Source organism: Gammaproteobacteria bacterium (assembly GCA_040183005.1).
Taxonomy (GTDB): domain Bacteria; phylum Pseudomonadota; class Gammaproteobacteria.
The window spans coordinates 1,861,511-1,875,796 of record JAMPIW010000007.1 but is presented as its reverse complement, the minus strand read 5'-3'; the positions used below and the strand labels follow the sequence as shown (position 1 = coordinate 1,875,796).

At 54.7% G+C, this 14,286-nt stretch carries 10 protein-coding genes; 8 read left to right on the top strand and 2 right to left on the bottom strand.

Annotated elements, in window-relative coordinates:
- Positions 1-70 precede the first annotated feature (70 nt).
- The 8 genes from M3A44_14845 to M3A44_14810 all read left to right on the top strand — a co-directional run bounded on the left by M3A44_14845 (position 71) and on the right by M3A44_14810 (position 12,695).
- Positions 71-2,299, top strand: a complete 2,229-nt coding sequence (locus M3A44_14845) for a molybdopterin-dependent oxidoreductase (GenBank protein MEQ6342882.1) — start codon at positions 71-73, stop codon at positions 2,297-2,299.
- Positions 2,289-3,290 (top strand): 4Fe-4S dicluster domain-containing protein, encoded by a 1,002-nt coding sequence (locus M3A44_14840; GenBank protein ID MEQ6342881.1) that lies wholly within the window; start codon positions 2,289-2,291, stop codon positions 3,288-3,290. Before M3A44_14845 ends, M3A44_14840 begins: the two co-directional genes overlap by 11 nt.
- 85 nt (positions 3,291-3,375) lie before the next feature.
- Complete coding sequence (nrfD, locus tag M3A44_14835; protein ID MEQ6342880.1) at positions 3,376-4,797, top strand: polysulfide reductase NrfD; 1,422 nt, start codon at positions 3,376-3,378, stop codon at positions 4,795-4,797.
- On the top strand, positions 4,797-5,333 hold the full coding sequence (locus tag M3A44_14830; protein MEQ6342879.1) for a DUF3341 domain-containing protein: 537 nt from the start codon (positions 4,797-4,799) through the stop codon (positions 5,331-5,333). The genes nrfD and M3A44_14830 overlap by 1 nt, the downstream gene beginning before the upstream one ends.
- Positions 5,330-5,884: a c-type cytochrome gene (locus tag M3A44_14825; GenBank protein MEQ6342878.1), complete on the top strand. Its 555-nt coding sequence runs from the start codon at positions 5,330-5,332 to the stop codon at positions 5,882-5,884. Before M3A44_14830 ends, M3A44_14825 begins: the two co-directional genes overlap by 4 nt.
- A gap of 34 nt (positions 5,885-5,918) precedes the next feature.
- Positions 5,919-6,950, top strand: coding sequence for a hypothetical protein (locus M3A44_14820; protein ID MEQ6342877.1), 1,032 nt, complete (start codon positions 5,919-5,921; stop codon positions 6,948-6,950).
- A 336-nt stretch (positions 6,951-7,286) separates the two neighbouring features.
- Positions 7,287-9,830 carry a hypothetical protein gene (locus M3A44_14815; GenBank protein MEQ6342876.1) on the top strand — a complete coding sequence of 848 codons (2,544 nt, stop codon included), beginning with the start codon at positions 7,287-7,289 and terminating at the stop codon, positions 9,828-9,830.
- A 444-nt stretch (positions 9,831-10,274) separates the two neighbouring features.
- Positions 10,275-12,695, top strand: a complete 2,421-nt coding sequence (locus tag M3A44_14810; protein MEQ6342875.1) for a CSLREA domain-containing protein — start codon at positions 10,275-10,277, stop codon at positions 12,693-12,695.
- Positions 12,696-12,839: 144 nt separating this feature from the next.
- On the opposite strand, the gene M3A44_14805 is transcribed toward M3A44_14810, so the two are convergent.
- Together M3A44_14805 and M3A44_14800 are read right to left on the bottom strand one after the other, a co-directional pair.
- Positions 12,840-13,295, bottom strand: a complete 456-nt coding sequence (locus M3A44_14805) for a CopD family protein (GenBank protein ID MEQ6342874.1) — start codon at positions 13,293-13,295, stop codon at positions 12,840-12,842.
- A 9-nt stretch (positions 13,296-13,304) separates the two neighbouring features.
- Positions 13,305-14,159, bottom strand: coding sequence for an alpha/beta hydrolase family protein (locus tag M3A44_14800; protein MEQ6342873.1), 855 nt, complete (start codon positions 14,157-14,159; stop codon positions 13,305-13,307).
- Between the last annotated feature and the right edge of the window lie 127 nt (positions 14,160-14,286).

The following is a 14,286-nucleotide window of genomic DNA, read 5'->3' as shown; positions in this document are numbered from 1 at the left end:
ATTGAACAGGGTGCGCTTGGGGTTCGTGTGCGCAGCGTTTTGAATTGCACGTTGAGGTGGGTGATTTGCTATGAGTGGTAACGATATCAACCGCAGAGACTTTCTGAAGATCCTGGGTTGGAGCGGTGTGGGTGTAGCCGTTGCCGGCTGTGATAGGCCAACGACTGTTACCCTTGAAGAGGGTAAGGAGGAAGTGGTCGCTTATCTTCAGCCCGAGGAGTATGTTATTCCTGGCGTAGGTGTCTGGTTTGCGTCGACGTGTCAGCAATGCCCGGCGGGTTGCGGTGTGCATGGGCGTGTGCGTGAAGGGCGCGTGCTCAAGATGGAAGGTAATCCTGACTCGCCCATCAACAAAGGCAAGTTGTGCCAGATGGGTCAGGCCGGTGTGCAGGGACATTACAACCCTGACCGCCTGAAAAAGCCCATGCTGCGCAAGGGTGGCGTGCTGGATGAGGTGTCCTGGGATGAAGCCCTGGCAGCGCTGGAGCAGAAGGTAGGGCCTGCGTCTGGTTTGGCGGGAGATCGCTTTGCCTGGTTTACCGGTACGGTAAGCGGCCACCAATCGGTGCTGCTGTCCGCCCACCTTGCTGCAATGGATTCAAAAAATCATTTCATACACGAGACTATCAACAACGCCGTAGTGCGTGCCGTCAATCAGGATATGCTCGGCGAAGCCATGCCGCGTTATGATCTTCCTGCGGCAAAAATGGTTTTGTCATTTGGTGCTGATCTTGTGGGGGCGGGAGCCTCGCCCGTGCATTTTTCCGGTGAGTATGCCAAGTTCCGCACTGGTTCCCTGCGCGGCGTACTGGTACAGGTCGAGCCCAAGATGACCCTCACGGGCGGCAGCGCAGATCTCTGGGTGGCGATTCGTCCCGGCACCGAGGGCGTGCTTGCATTGGGTATTGCCAATCAGGTTTTGCTCGGGGATGAGGTGAAGATCGCAGGTCTACCTGACAATATCCGCACGCTGATTGCAGGTTACGATGTTGAAAAGGTTGCCGGCATCACAGGGGTAACAGGCGACCGCATCATGCGGATTGCTAAGTTGCTTAAAGATCGCTCTCCCAGTCTGGTTCTGGCCGGCGCGTCCGTCGAAGGCCATGCGCATGGTTACCAGTCCGCTGCCGCGATCATGGTGCTCAATATTGTGCTCGGCAATATCGGCAAGACCATCCTTCCCTCTGGATCGTCCCCTTTTCCGCAGATGGAGGCCAAGGCAGGTGGTACTCGTGACCTCCTGGCATTGGCGGATGCCGCTGACAAGAAAGCGCTGGATGTGGTGTTCTTCCATGGCTCGAATCCCGTCTATACTGCCCCTGCTGCTTTGGGGCTGGCCGACAAGCTGAAAAATATCCCATTCAAGGTGGTCTTCGCTGTACATCCGGATGAGACCGCCATGAGCGCTGATCTGGTGTTGCCCATCCTGTCTGCCCATGAAGACTGGGGCACACACATGGGGGTTTATCAGCCCGAGCAAAAGTCGATCAGCATTCAGCAGCCGTTGATGGAGCGCTTATATCCCGACACCAGGGGGTTCGGTGATCTGCTGCTGGCCTTGCTGAAGGCGCGTCAGGTTAAGGAGTATGAGTCTTTTGCGGATTATTACGGCTATCTGAAAAATGCGTTTGCCGCGTTGCCCGCGTCTGTGAAAGGCGATGCGGTCAGCGATGAGGATTTCTGGGGCAAAAGTCTGCAGAAGGGTGTGTTGAATATAGGCACGGTTGCCGGCGCCCTTAATCCCAAGATGGTTGAAATCAGCTTTCCCGAGTTTAAGAGTGACGCACAGCAGTACTATCTGGCGCCGTCTGCACGGCTTGGTTTGTGGGATGGCCGTCATGCCAACCTGCCCTGGCTTCAGGAGGCCCCCGACCAAATCAGCAAGGTGGTGTGGACCTCTTGGGTGGAAATGCATCCGGCGACAGCTGCCAAGCTCGGCGTGAAAGAAGGTGACTTCGTCAAAGTGACCTCCGCGCAGGGTGCTGTCGAGGCTCAGGTATATGTCTATAAGGGCATCCATCCGCAGGTTATCGCTGTGCCGATGGGCCAGGGGCATGAAGAATACGGCAGATATGCCAAGGGGCGCGGCGTCAATCCACTCAAGATTCTCGCCCCGGTTACAGATGCGAAAACCGGCGAGCTGGCTCTGTATGGCACCCGCGTAACAGTTGCCCAGTCAGGCCGGCGCGAGGTGCTGGTGAAGCTGATGGGCAGCGAGACCCAGCTTGGGCGCAAGATGGTAGGTACTGTTACTGCAAGCGTGTTTGACCGCACAGAGGGGACAAAGAATGTCACTTGATAATATTTTGACCAACTGGTCCAGGTACCGGAAAGGCGCCGAAGAGGGTGGTTTCCACGAGTACGAGCACCAGTGGGGCATGGTTGTTGATCTGAATAAATGTATTGGCTGCAACGCCTGTTCAGTGGCCTGCTATGCCGAAAACAACCTGCCGGTGGTGGGTGAGAAACGCTGCGGTAAAAACCAGGCCATGAACTGGCTGCGCATTGAGCGTTATTGGGATGAACCTGATCTGGCGCCATACGAGGCAATACCCACGGCGAATGTCGATGCCTGGATTGAGGGTAACCCCCCCGCCAAAAAGACCGAACTGAAACCATCCATGCCCAGCAGCTACCTCCCAGGCTTGCTTGAGCAGGACGGACAGAGCTTTGAACAGCGCGTCGGGTTTGACGGGACTAAAAGCGAATTCCAGGATTTTGGCGCAAGCTTCCTGCCGATGATGTGCCAGCAGTGCCATGCCGCCACCTGCGAGCCGGTCTGCCCGGTAGCTGCAACATACCACACCCCGGACGGCCTCAACGCCCAGGTGTATAACCGCTGTATCGGGTCACGTTACTGTTCCAACAATTGCCCCTACCGGTTACGCTATTTTAATTTCTGGTCCTACTATGAAGATGCTTGGCCGGAGCCGCTGCACATGCAGCTCAATCCGGATCTTAGTGTGCGCGACAAGGGTGTGATGGAAAAATGCACCTTCTGTATCCAGCGTATCCGCGTGGCGAAAGATAAAGCCAAGATGGAAGACCGTAAGGTGATCGACGGCGAGTTTTCGACTGCGTGCGTACAGACGTGCCCCACCGGGGCATTGGTGTTCGGCGATATGCAGAATCCTGAGAGCCAGGTAAGCAAGCTGTGGAGCTACCATCAGGTGGAGCGCGGCAAGACCAAGCAGAACAAAGAAAACAAGGAGCTTCGCGGTTACCGTATTCTGGAGGGCTTGAACACCGATCCCAGCGTGCTGTACCTGGAGCGGGTGCGCGAAGTCTAAGGGTGGGGGTTCGCGTGGTTGTTTATGAGTCAATCCTGGTGGTTTCAATGACAACTCAACAAATCAGGTCGGTGGAAAAGACGGCATGAAATACGTAAACGAAAAAGATATCAACGAAGAGATCAAGTGGGCGCAGATCAATACGGATATTCTGCAAAGTCTGCAGAATCCCAGAAAGGCCTATTGGATCGCTATTGCAGTATGCCTGGCCATGCTCTCTTGCGCTGTCGTTGCGGAGGTGTACCAGTATCAGACCGGTCTGGGCGTGGCGGATCTTAACCGGCCGCACATGTGGGGGCTGTATATTGCAACCTTCATTTTCTGGATTGGCATGAGCCATTCGGGAACCCTGTTGTCGGCAATTTTGCATATTATCCATGCCGATTGGCGTAAACCGATTTACCGCTTTGCAGAGGCGATGACAACATTCTCGCTGATGACGGCGGGCTTTTTCCCGATGATCCATCTGGGGCGCATGTGGAATCTGTACTGGGTTATCCCTTATGTCAGCGACCGCGGCATCTGGCCGAACTTCCGATCGCCTCTGGTGTGGGACGCCTTTGCAATCACCACCTACCTTACCTCATCGGCGCTGTTCCTCTTTATAGGCATGATCCCCGATCTGGCGATTTGCCGTGATAACGTGACTGGCTGGCGCAGGAAGCTCTATACCGTGCTCTCGCTGGGATGGCAAGGTACGGATCGTCAGTGGCGCCACTTCCGCAAGACCTATATGCTGATGGCCTGCTTCCTGATTCCGCTGGCGGTTTCGGTACACTCTATCGTGTCTTCCGACTTTGCCATGTCGATCATGCCGGGCTGGCATGTCACCAGCTTCCCTCCGTACTTTGTGGCGGGTGCGCTGTACTCGGGATGCGCGGCTATCATCACGTTGTTTATCCTCCTGCGGTACTTCTTCAGGCTGGAGGAGTACATGACGGTTGCCTTGATGGAGAAGACCTGCAAGTTGACCTTTGCGATTGCCATGGTCTGGACTTATCTGAATTTGGTAGAATTTGGTGCGACATGGTACGGACATGATCCCGTCGCCAAGGAGGTCTTGATCTCCAAGTTCGTCGGTCCATTCGCTCCTTACTTCTGGGCAATGATGTTCTTTGGGTCGGTGCTGCCATTCGCCCTGGCCTTCGAAAAGCTGCGCCGCCACATGGCGACCATGATGGTTGTTTCCATCCTGCTCAACGTTGGTATGTGGCTTGAACGCTGGATGATCGTAGGCCCGACACTGTCACATGCCTATGCTCCCGAAGCGTGGAACTTCATGTGGCCGAGTATTGTGCAGTGGGCGATTGTGTTTGGCAGCTTCGGCTGGTTCGGATTACTGTTCCTGATCTTTGTGAAAGTGTTCCCGTGCGTCTCTATGTACGAAGTTAAGGAGATGGTGTTCCATCGCAGACGGGAAGCGCATGCCGAGGTGGCTGAAAAGTTCCATCGGCGGGCGGCGGATGTGCAGCAGGCCACTGGTAGACCCAGTGCAGAAGGGGCGTAATGATGAAAAAGAAATATCGTGTCTTGGGTTTGTTCTCTGACTTTGAGGAGGCCTTTGCAGCCATTGCCGACATCCGGCAGTACAAGGTTCCTGGTGTGTCCGTCGACGATGTCAGATTGATGTCTCCCATCGAGCACCCGGAGATTGAAGAGGTGTTGGGTGACCGTCCGGCGCATGTGCCGAAGTTCACACTTGCCGGTGCCATATTCGGCATTACCTTCGGTTTCCTGTTCCTGGCGTCGGCACAGGCCAACTTCCTGGTGCAGCCTCAGGGCGGCAAGCCGGTTGTGCCGTTGCCTTCCAATATTGTATTGACCTATGAAATGCTGATTTTGTTCGGTGTCCTTTTTACTGTGATTAGCTTCCTGCTCCTGTCCGGTCTTCTGTTCGGGAAAAAGGAAACGCTGTACAGCGAAAAAATCGCCGTGGATCAAATTGGCATCATTATGGAGTTGGACGAGGATACGTTTGAGCCTTTGAAAGCGCTGTTCAGACAGCATAAAGTACTTGAAATTCGGGAAGAGGTGATCAAATGAGGTTTGTTGGTCCGCTATTAGCTGCGATGCTGGTGCCCACGGCGGCGTTTGCCTGGCCGTGGTCGCAGGATATGATGAATCAGCCCAACATCAAGCCTCAGGAAGGGCCGATGGCGCCTTTCCCCAAGCGCTCAGTTCCGACGCAGGGAATTGCAACTACGATTGCCAATCGGGATGAGGCGAAGGATCTGGTAAACCCAATCCCGGTATCCGAGAAATCCTTAAAGACGGGGAAAGTACTGTTCAGGATTTATTGTGCGGCATGTCATGGTCTTACCGGTCAGGCGGATTCCCCGATTACTGCAAAAATCGGTGCTATCAACCTGACCGACGATTATGCCCAGAAGAATCTCACCGAGGGATGGATATTCGGCACCATTACCTTTGGCAGCGCGATTATGCCGGCCTATGGTAAACCGAGCGCACGTGAAGATGGGCGTGGCTCCAACGACCTGTCCGTGGAAGAGCGCTGGCATGTGGTGAACTATGTTCGTCATAAAATGGTTCAGGATGCACAGGCCGAGCCTGCGAAAACTGTATCCGCTAAATAAAACGCAATAGAAATACGAACACCAGAGGGGCAAAATGGAAAACTTTGGTAGCTGGTCAGTATTGACCGTAGACTTTTTGATTATTCTGTATCTGGCGCTGGGTGGCGTGACATTTTCTGCTGTCCTTCACCTGGTCAATGGCAAGTGGCGCTTTCAGGTGCGCAAGCTGGCTTGTGCATTGGCAGTACTGTTCCCCATTGCGTTTGTTTTGCTGCTAGTGCTTTTGGCAAACGGCGAGGCGACCTTCCAGTGGCTGGCACACGCCCACGATGAGGGGCAGCATCTGCCGGGTTGGCATAACTACACCTTCCTGGTGACCCGGCAAATCGTCGGTTTTCTGATCGTGGCGGGCCTGTACGGTCTGTTCATCAAGTATCAGCATCAGAGTGAGATCGATGAGTCCTACGCAGCGCAGCGGCGTTTCCGCAATGTTGCCCTGCTGATTCCGGTCGCATATTTCCTTTATGCAACGATGGTGGCATGGGACTTTGAAATGACCATGTTGCCCGGCTGGCACAGTGCGAGCTATGGCGCCTATCATTTCGTGAGCAATTTCCATGGCTTCCTGGCCTTCTTCACGATCTTTCTGTTTTTCCTCTACAGATCGGATAAGTTGACCAAGCCGTTCGAACCCCATATCTTCAATTATATGGCGCAGTTCATGCTGGCCTTTACCATCCTGTTTACCTACCTGTACTTCACCCAGTTCCTGATTATGTGGTACGGGCGCCTGCCTGACGATGTGACGCGCTACAGGAACATGATGTACCAGGGCTTTGGTCCGCTGTGGTGGACGTTCCTGACCATGAAGTTCATCATTCCGTTTACCACCCTGGCGATTACACCAAACCGTCACAATCCGTATGTGATCGTGATGGTGGCTACATCGATCTGGCTTGGCACCTGGATTGAACGTTATACCTGGATCGCGGGATCGGTGGATCCTCAGTACTACACCATGCCGATGACCTCAGCATTTGGTATCGGTGTAACCATAGCCATCTTCGGCGTGGCGTGGTTTGCGGTAAGGTGGTCGCTGACCAGGTACGGATTGATTAAAGCCTAGCTTCTAGCTATTTGCTGGAAAAAATGTACCGCTGACCCCATAAAACGTGGGGCCAGCGGTTTTTTTATAAATGCTCTCCTGAAATTCAACTTGCATAAAGCAAAACTGTATGACTTTGCTTCTTGGTCTGGCTTTTTTTTGTGTATATAAATTCTATGACTATCAGTGTCTAGACCTATTCCACCTTGACTAAGTGCTGGGTTTTTTGCTATATGTAGGCTCGTAATAAGCAAAAATAGAGCCAAATTCTAGACAGTCTATGTTTCAGCGTGTCAAGCCTGGTGTTTTGCTGCAAAGGATCGGCGGCTTTCCCTATTGTGATAAGAGGGTGGTTATATGTTGATAGTAAAAAATAAAGTCGCCGGGGCATGTTCAACCTCTTTCCGCACTATCAGGTATCGGCTGTTCGCCCCCCTGGCTTTAGGCCTATTGATCAATTTTCCATCGCACGCTGCTATTTTCGCTGTCAATAACACGTCCGATGCAGTCGATGCCAATCCGGGCAATGGCGCATGCGCCACGTCCACCGGCGTATGCACCCTGCGTGCCGCGATTATGGAGGCTAATGCCTCGCTGGGGGCGGATACCATCACGCTGCAAGGGACGACGTATACACTCAGCATAACCGGCACAGGCGAAAACAGCGCTGCCAAAGGCGATCTCGATGTCACCGGAGGGGGGGATTTGACCATCCAGGGTGTCAGTTCATCCACCACGCGTATTCTGGGAGGGTCTTCTTCTCCAGGTATAGACCGGGTGTTCCACTTCATCGGCAAGAATAACGTCACCATTAGCAATGTGTCGATAGAAAGGGGCTACGCGAGCGGCGTAAAAGGCTATGGCGGCGGTATTTTCAATGAAACAGCCTGGGTTACGCTCTCAAACTGCCAGATAACTGGGAACGCCTCGGCATGGTCGAATAGCGCTCGGTCAGGCGGCCAGGGTGGTGGTGTTTACAACGCTCCCGGCGCCAAGATGACCATCAATAGCTGCACTATTAAAAGTAATAGCACACCGATAAGCGGGGACTCTTCTGAGCCGGGGTTTAACGGTGGCGGGGGCGTCTTCAATGGCGGTGATATGACCATCCTCAGCACTGTTGTGGACAACAATACGACGTACAGGAACGGGGCCGGCATACTCAATGAAGGGACGCTGGCTATCACCAAAAGCATCGTGAGCAACAACGTAGGGCCTGCTGGCAGCAGCAATCAATCAAGCAGCCGGAACACTGGCCCGTTCGGAATGGGCGGGGGGATTGCCAATGACGGCGGCATTGTCACGCTCAGGGACAGCTTGGTTACCGGTAATAGATCAATTGAGGGGGGCGGTATCCTTAATTTGCAAATTGGCGCGAACGTGCCTGAATTCAACATTATCTCCAGTACCGTGTCTTCCAACTCGGCAGAACAGTGGGGCGGTGGGATCGACAACTGGGGCGTGATGCGTATCAGCTATAGCGCAATCTACAAGAATACCGCCGGGTTTGCTGGTGATAGTAGTGGCTCCGGTTTTGGGGGTAGTTTCGGCGGCCCTCTCCTGGGTGATGGTGCCGGTATCCGGAGCATGGGTGTAGGTGATCTGTTGGTCGCACATTCCACGATCAGCAGTAACTCTGCCAACCGCGCGGGCGGCGGACTGTTCAATGGCGCCAAAGCGAGGCTGCTGCATGTAACCCTCGCCAATAACAAGGCGGGGAGTGGCCCCGTCGATCCCACCGCCGATGACTGTATTGGTTTCTGTGGTAGTGGTGGTTTCGGCGGTGGTGGTTTCGGTGGCGGTGGTTTCGGTGGCGGTGGTTCCGGTGGTGGTAGCTCCGGTACTTACGTCCTGGGTAATGAGGTGTTTATTAATGCCTTGGCTGTATCGAATAATGTAGCCACTATTTTCGAACATACGATCATCGCGGGCGGCGCCAGCCCTGCCGGAAACTGCCTGGCAGGCAAGCCTGCTACCGCCGGTTTCGATCCCGCCCTGCTTGCCGCGCCCACCTTGCCCTTCCCGTCTAAATCGAACGGTTACAACATCGACAGCAGCAATACCTGTGGGCTGGATACGACCAAAAATGACAAGATCAACACCAATCCACAGCTTGCGACGCTCGCCGATTTCGGCAGTGGTGCCGCGCTTCCCGCTTACCTCTCCGGCGTCAGCAAAGTGCCCCAGTGGATGTATATGCTCAATACCGGCAGCCCGGCAATCAACGCCATCCCCAATAGCGCCTGCCCCAAGCCCGGCGTGGATCAGCGCCTGTATGTCCGGCCTGGCACGACCAGTCTCCTATGTGATATGGGCTCTGTGGAAATGGCATCTGTTGCAGCGTCGATTGCGGATTTGCAGGTTGCGGTGAGTTTCGCTACCCGTGCCAATGCCTCTCTCAAGGCTGCCTTCAATTCTGCGGCGAGCATGAGCTATGCAGTCACGGTAACGAACAATGGTCCTATGGATGTAAGCGCGTTAATTACCGTCACTCAGGTCTTCGATGCCGATGTTGCGCTTGGGTCGTACGGCCCCCAGAATGTAGTCTGCAAGCAGTTCGATAGTAAGACAGTCACTTGCGAGTACGCTGGTGGGCTGGCGTCGGACAAGTCTTTCGATGCCTATATGACCGTCAGTCCATCGGATCTTAACCGGAAGGATCTCAACAGCACGGTTACGGTTTCATTCCCGGATTCCGGTGTCACCATCGATCCAATAAGCAGCAACGATAGAGTGACTGTTGCGCGCTCCGTGGCGATTACTGACCCCTTCCCTAACAGTGTTGGGCCGGGCGGTTTTTCAACTGGCGGTGGCGGTGCTTTTGGGGTGTTGCCTTTGACGTTGCTGGGTCTTTTTGGCGCATGGCGAGGCTATAGGCGTAGTGCGGCACGTGTAATGTAAGTTGGCCTGTCGGGGTGGTGAATTGAAATGCGCAGGGTGGCACGACCACCCTGCGTTTTTTTGACAGCCCTCTAAGGCGGCGTGTGCAGTGTGACGTGCTTTCAGTAACTCCCCCTCTGCCTGCTTTTCAATAAGACGGTGTTCGTTTTTCTCTAATGATACTTTCCCCCGAGGTTGGCAGCATGAGGCGGCCTTGCTTCTTTTCTGCGCCTGCTATTCTATTGTTTTAATCATTTGTTTTTATTCGTTTATTCTGGAGGTTGAGCGACTTTTTTGTATATTTGAGCGGCCCCCTTGGCTTGACTTTATTATAAAAAACATGCTATAGAATCAACCAGGGAAAAGACGCAGAAGTGGCCGTTTATGTGATCGTTCGCCCTCTTGCCCTTTTACTGTCAAGGGACACTTTGCTTTCCCATCGCCACGGATATAGGTGACCAAATTATGTTTCAAAGAAAAAGTCAAGGGATTGGTGCAGGTCTTGGTTTTTTTCGCCCGATCCGATATCCGCTGTTCCTGATAACCCTGGCTTCAGGGTTATTCGCTGCCCCCTCATTACAAGCTGCTACTTTCCCAGTCACCAGTACTGCTGATGCCGTCGATGCTACTCCAGGCGACGGAACGTGCGCGACCAGCGCGGGTGTCTGTAGCCTGCGCGCTGCCATCCAGGAAGCCAATGCGTTGGCGGGGGCGGATACAATCAACCTGCCAGCGGGAACCTACACACTAACCCTTGCAGGTAAAAATGAAAACGCGGCGGCCAGCGGTGACCTTGATGTCACGGGTACAGATGATCTGACTATCCTGGGCGCGGGGGCTGCGGTGACGCGTATTGCTCAACAAGGGACGGGAATCGTTTCTACTGCCCTCAGGGGTACGGTTGATCGGGTATTTCATCTTATCGGACGTAATAACGTCACCATTGATGGTGTAGCCATCGAGAAGGGGTATGCGTATGTGTCTTCTGGTGGGGGCAGTCTCGGAGGCGGCATTTATAACGCGGGTGCGTTTGTAACGCTCAAAAACTGCGAAATATCCCAAAACATTGCGGAATGGGCGAACGGTAATGTCCCGGACAGCCAGGGTACGGGTGGAGGTATTTATAACGCCAGCGGAACCAGGATGACCATCGAAAACTGCACTATCGGAAACAATATCGTCGAGATACCCGTTGATTCTTTTGGCAACAATTTTCGCGATGGCGGAGGGGGAATCTATAATGTAGGCGAGATGACCATCCGGAACAGCATAGTCGAAAACAATTCCACCATTCGATACGGAAGCGGCATACTGAACAGCGGCGCGCTGACCATTGTTGCGAGCATACTCAGGGGTAACTCGGATGCGACCCCCTTTACTCAAGGACAGAGTTCTTCAAGGGGCGGGGCAATAGCAAACATAGGTGGAAGGCTCACCCTTCGGGACAGTTCAGTAACCGGCAATCTGGCCACGCAAGGTGCTGGCATCTACAACGATGCCATCGCCACGGAGGGCGTGGTCATCATCGTGTCCAGCGACATCAGTCGCAACACGGCCCAGCTTTGGGGTGGCGGCATCGATAACTTTAGTACGATGAGCATTCTATACAGCTCCATTACGAATAACATAGTGGGTTCTGGCTCATTCATACTGATCGGGGATGGCGGCGGCATACATAATTCCGGCTTTAGTACGCTGACGGTAAAACATTCTACGCTGAGTGGAAATAGAGCCTTTCGTGCGGGTGGCGGCCTCTTTAACGGCTCGCGGGCCGAGCTCGCGCACGTTACTTTGAGTAATAACCGCGCCGGTGCTGGTGTTACCGCGAGTGCCGACGGGCTGAAATATGCCCTTGGCAATGAAGTGTTCATAGATCCGGATGTGTCATCAAACGATGCTACCGTGTTTCAAAGCAGCATCATCGCCGGCCTCGTTAGCCCCGCCGCCGCCGTCGGGAACTGTTTCTCCGGGAGTTTCGTTGATGACATAACTAACGCTACCCAATTCACGGCACCCAAGCCTTTCACAACTACCAGCAAGGGTTACAACATCGATAATGGCAGCACGTGCAAGCTGGTTGCAGCGAACGACCTGCCGCCCAATGCCAATGCCTTGCTGGGGGTGCTTACCGATGTGGGGAGCACTGCGGGCGGTGGGCCTATTACCCTTCCGGGCGGTATCACTTTGCCGCGGTGGGTGCATGTCCCTGCGGTCGGTCCTGCGGTTGATGCCATACCAACGGGCGCATGTCCTACGCCAGGCGTGGACCAACGCTTGCATGTTCGACCCTATACAACAAGTGGCTGCGACATCGGGGCGGTAGAGATAAACTCCACTCCGGCCGCGATCACTGATTTACAGATTATCCTGACCACCAGCGCAGCGACGGGGCGTGCACTCAAGGCCGCCAGTTCCGCTGATCCGGTCAATTACACCATTACGGTCACCAACAATGGCCCCGGTGATGCTTCTGGTGTGAGAATCACTCAAACGCTGGATGCGGGTGTCGTTATGGCTACGTCGAATAGTCCCCAGGGGGCTACGTGTCAGCAGTCGGGCAGTGCTGTCACTTGCACATACGATAAGGTGTTGAAAAAGGGTGACGTTATTGTTGTGTATGTGGTCGTCACTCCTCCCCGCGGTGCGGCGAGTCTAAAAAGCACGGCTACGGTTTCATCAGCATCTACAGCTGTTGTCGATTTTGTGCCGGACAATAACAGTGCTGCCCTTACCGTTTCGGCGGCTCTTGAACCCATCCCGAATAGTTCGACACCGGGCGCTGCTGCTGGTGGCGGTGGTGGTGCTTTTGGGATGATACCTTTGGCTGTGTTGGGGATGTTTGGTGTGTGGCTGGGGTATAGGCGCCGTGTGAGTTGTAAGGCATAAAGATGATGACGGGCTGGGGAGGCCTCAGAGTTCGGTTGGCATTTTCCCCTACCCTCACCCCAGCCCTCTCCCGCCTTGCGGGAGAGGGGGGTGTCTGCCTTTGAGTTGAAGAAGGAATTAGGGCGCGCAGTCGTTCCCTTTCTTTTACAAAAAACGCCCTGCACTGGCGACAACCGCTGTAATTAGCCCCAGTATCAGATTGATGCCTATGATGCGGCGTATCTGCCCCAAATATTTACCCGCCGCAGCAAGCTCCGCGCGCGCAATGGCTGCGTTCATTCTCCGGTAGGGCACGAAGAACACGTGCAGGAACAGTAGAATCATCACTGTGCCCACCGTCAGCATCAGGTGTATGTGTCCGCCGCTGTTTTTCATCCCGCCGAACTCCATAAAGATCATCCACAGCCCTGTCGCGGGCAGCAGCACGATTGCACTCCATACCCAGGGGAAGAAGCGCCCGAAGGTTTGTGACCACAGGGGTAGTCGCTGGGGTGGTTCCAGTAACGTCGCTGCGACGGGGCGCAGCGCCATGTAGGCAAAGAACATTCCGCCGACCCAGATGATGGCGGCGAGCAAGTGCAGAGGCAGGGCGATGAGCATGACGATTCCTTAGGGTTTTGCGGGTTGTGTTGATGATGGCGCCGTGGCGGCGTATTTTTTCAGCCAGCCGGTGATGCGTTTGACCAGGATGATATCGGATGCGGTAAAAAGGTGATCCGTGCCGGGAATTTCAATTTGCCGGTATTGTAAGGCGTTTCCGGGGCGCTTGGGAGGGGCTCCTGTCTGTTGAGGGGGGGTGCTTGCACTGGCCTTGACGGCAGCGTTGCGGCGCTCGGCCCTGGTGCGGCTGCTGTCCTCATCCCTGCTGCCGTAGATATCGAGGATCGGGAGGGAGATCTTTTCCAGTGCTGTGGGGAGGTATAGCCGTGGCTCCTGGTTTTTTTCGGCGCTCATGCCAATGCCTATCAGCGCGCCGATGCCGGATTGAGGGTCGTTGGCGAGAAAGGTTGCGCCCAGCGTGGCGCCCTGGCCGTGGCCGATCAGTACGATCCGCGTTATATCTTTGGTGTGCAGAAATGCGATTGCCGCTTTGATCCGCGCCGGGATTTGGTCGAGTAGTGCGCTATTATCTTCCTTGGCCTCGCCAGGCAGCGGTAATTGCACTGCAAGCGTGGACCAGCCACGTTTGGGGAGTTCGCGGCGCAGTGGCGCGATGACGGCGGGCCAATCGGGATTCATCCCCGTATCGTGCAGGATAATCGCCCCGCCTTGCAGTGTCCTGGTGGTCTGCGCGGTGTACAGGCCGAGGAATTTGTCTGCCCCGGCGTCCAGCCAAACCGCCTCTCCTGTCAGGGTTGCGCTGGCGCTGAGCATTTCGCCCAGGCGTTTTTCCCTGCCGCTGTCTGTGGCAAGCGCCAGCCCGGCGGAGAGGGTGAGGATCAGCGCTGCAAGGATTTTTACCATCAGTTTGGCCTCGATGATGCGGCTGAAAGTGAAAAATTTTCCATATTCAGGTAAAGTTAGCCGTTCGAATCCCGGAAGCGGGGCGGTGTTGGCCGCTACTGCATTGCACTTACTTTGATGAGGCCAT

Bases quoted from the DNA above. Each gene is read 5' to 3' on its own strand.
- nrfD (MEQ6342880.1), top strand. From the start codon at position 3,376: ATGAAATACGTAAACGAAAAAGATATCAACGAAGAGATCAAGTGGGCG.
- M3A44_14805 (MEQ6342874.1), bottom strand. From the start codon at position 13,295: ATGCTCATCGCCCTGCCTCTGCACTTGCTCGCCGCCATCATCTGGGTC.
- M3A44_14840 (MEQ6342881.1), top strand. From the start codon at position 2,289: ATGTCACTTGATAATATTTTGACCAACTGGTCCAGGTACCGGAAAGGC.
- M3A44_14825 (MEQ6342878.1), top strand. From the start codon at position 5,330: ATGAGGTTTGTTGGTCCGCTATTAGCTGCGATGCTGGTGCCCACGGCG.
- M3A44_14845 (MEQ6342882.1), top strand. From the start codon at position 71: ATGAGTGGTAACGATATCAACCGCAGAGACTTTCTGAAGATCCTGGGT.
- M3A44_14830 (MEQ6342879.1), top strand. From the start codon at position 4,797: ATGATGAAAAAGAAATATCGTGTCTTGGGTTTGTTCTCTGACTTTGAG.
- M3A44_14810 (MEQ6342875.1), top strand. From the start codon at position 10,275: ATGTTTCAAAGAAAAAGTCAAGGGATTGGTGCAGGTCTTGGTTTTTTT.
- M3A44_14820 (MEQ6342877.1), top strand. From the start codon at position 5,919: ATGGAAAACTTTGGTAGCTGGTCAGTATTGACCGTAGACTTTTTGATT.
- M3A44_14815 (MEQ6342876.1), top strand. From the start codon at position 7,287: ATGTTGATAGTAAAAAATAAAGTCGCCGGGGCATGTTCAACCTCTTTC.
- M3A44_14800 (MEQ6342873.1), bottom strand. From the start codon at position 14,159: ATGGTAAAAATCCTTGCAGCGCTGATCCTCACCCTCTCCGCCGGGCTG.